Source organism: Chromatiales bacterium, assembly GCA_020445605.1.
In the GTDB taxonomy this organism is placed as follows: Bacteria; Pseudomonadota; Gammaproteobacteria; order JAGRGH01; family JAGRGH01; genus JAGRGH01.
The window spans coordinates 1-2,345 of the sequence record JAGRGH010000061.1; the positions used below are offsets into that span (position 1 = coordinate 1).

Sequence of the window (2,345 nt, forward strand, 5' to 3'; positions counted from 1 at the left end):
GCCTACAACGCCTTCGCCGAGCCCATCAGCGACACCGCCCGCATCAACACAGCGCCGGTCTACGACATCACCTACACGCGAGACAAACTCGGGCGCATCACCGAAAAGACCGAACTCATCCAAGGCAGCGCGCTCACCACCGCCTACAACTACGACCTGGCCGGGCGGCTCGAGACCGTCCACATCAACGGCATCCTCACCGAACATTACACCTACGACCCCAACGGCAACCGCCTGAGCCGCACCACCGCTGGCGGCACCGACACCGGCACCTACGACGACCAGGACCGCCTGCAAACCTATGGTGAGCACACCTACACCTACAACGCCCACGGTGACCTGCAAACCAAAACCCACACCCCGAGCGGGCAGACCACCGACTACCAATACGACGTATTCGGCAACCTGCAACAGGTCAACCTGCCCACCGACGCCGCCATCGCCTACCAGACCGACGCCAGAAACCGCCGCATCGCCCGAACCCACAACGGAGAAATCACCCACCGCTGGCTCTACCAGGACCAACTCAACCCGGTCGCCGAACTTGATGAAACCGGCAGCGTCATCACCCGCTACGTCTACGCCGAGAAGGCCAACGTCCCGGCGTACCTGATCAAGATCGACCCCACCACCCAAACAGAAATCACCTACCGCATCGTCTCTGACCACCTCGGCAGCCCGAGGTTGATCATCAACACCGACACTGGCCAGATCGCCCAGCGCATGGACTACGACGCCTGGGGCAACATCACCTTAGACACCAACCCCGGCTTCCAGCCGTTCGGGTTCGCCGGTGGGCTCTACGACCCACAAACCCAACTCACCCGGTTCGGGGCGAGGGATTATGACCCGAGCATTGGGCGGTGGACCTTGAAGGATCCGATGAAGTTAGATGACGGGTCTAACGTATACAGCTATGTTGCTGGAAACCCTGTTGGGCGCACAGACGTTACGGGGTTATTTTGGTCAAATCACCACTACTCACTGAGCTACTTCAGTACTGCGTCCTCTGGATTATCCACATCAGATAGCATGATGGTGGCCGCCTACAGCGTAACGGCTGATATTGGAACACAGGGAATTGAGGATGCGCATAAGCATTCGATGACCCGAAGCGGAGGCTCACATGCTGAGTCAAGGAGAGATCGAAATCGGTTTATTGTGGATCAGTTGCGTGCGGGTACTTTAGAAGGGCTTGGAAATGCACTTCATGCGGCTCAGGACGAGTTTGCACAAGGTCATCAATTTATAGAATACGACGGAACAGTTGATGCTGCCCACATGTGGTTGGATGCACTTCCGTCTGGTTCTACATATTGGCAGGCTTTTGAGCGTAGCCTGTTATTAGTTGATATCTGGCAGTATTACCAGGAAAACCGTACTTTCCCATGGGAAAGAGCGCAATGCGGCCCCTATTAGTAACGGCATTTGTAATTTACTATTCTGCATGTAGTTTCGCAGAACTGGGCGAAATTGTACCGCCAAAGTTTGTTGATGCCGATAGCATGCGAGAGGTTGTCTTGGTCGATAGCCTTGCCCGTGCGAGGAACGATAAGATTTTTGTAATCAAAAATGATTTGATCCCTAGCGCTTTGAGCTTTGTTTTGTGTGCGCCGTACGACCAGGTGTTACTCAATGCAAAAATTTTTATAGAGAAAAAGCTTAATTTAGCCTCAGTTGAAGGTCAGGTGTTTTCGGTTGTCAGTCTGCCGTCAATTAACTCTCACGCCAAGGTTAGGGCAACATCGGACTCTGCTGGTTCCAGCGCAGAGAATACGCTTCCGTTGTTTCGGGCGCGTGGTGTGAAATTGACGACGGGCAAGTTGCACGTCGATGTAATTGAAGAGGCTTACTCGGAAGTTATATGGACAGTGTTTGACGGCGTCAAAGTGTATGATAATCAAAGCACGGTGTTAGTTGTTTCTAGAGTTGATCACACGCTGGAACGATTGCGGACATTTCATCTCAGAATTCCCTTGCCATTTAAGCGAAAAAGTAAAAACTGGATCGTGAGTCAAGAAGAATATAAGTTAATCGAGGAGTTTGGCGAAGAGCTGGGTGGGGTTTTGGCCGGATACGCGGCATCAGAGTCATATTACGCAGATCGTATTTTGGTTAATCCAGAAACGCTCGATCGCCTGCGAAATATTTCGTTAGAGCAATGTGGCCGGGCGGACGGGTGATAGGTGAAATCTGTGACGCAGTAAGAAATGGAAATATCGTGGACACCACCGGCGCCACCCTGGACTACACCTACGACGGCTTCCTGCCCCTGTCGGAGACCTGGACCGGCAGCGTGAGCGGCAGGGTCGCCCATGGCTACGATGCCAACCTTCGCATCACCA

2 protein-coding genes are annotated in these 2,345 nt (G+C 53.4%); both read left to right on the forward strand.

Translation table 11 applies throughout. The features are described from left to right. The coding region (locus KDG50_15315) for an RHS repeat-associated core domain-containing protein (protein MCB1866787.1) at nucleotides 1-1,419 on the forward strand (1,419 nt) is incomplete at its 5' end. After that, a complete protein-coding gene (locus KDG50_15320; GenBank protein ID MCB1866788.1) occupies nucleotides 1,389-2,183 on the forward strand; it encodes a hypothetical protein in 795 nt (264 codons plus the stop codon). The genes KDG50_15315 and KDG50_15320, both read left to right, overlap by 31 nt. Nucleotides 2,184-2,345 lie beyond the last annotated feature (162 nt).

Excerpts from the sequence above, each read along its gene's own strand:
- KDG50_15320 (MCB1866788.1), top strand. The coding sequence starts at position 1,389 with ATGGGAAAGAGCGCAATGCGGCCCCTATTAGTAACGGCATTTGTAATT.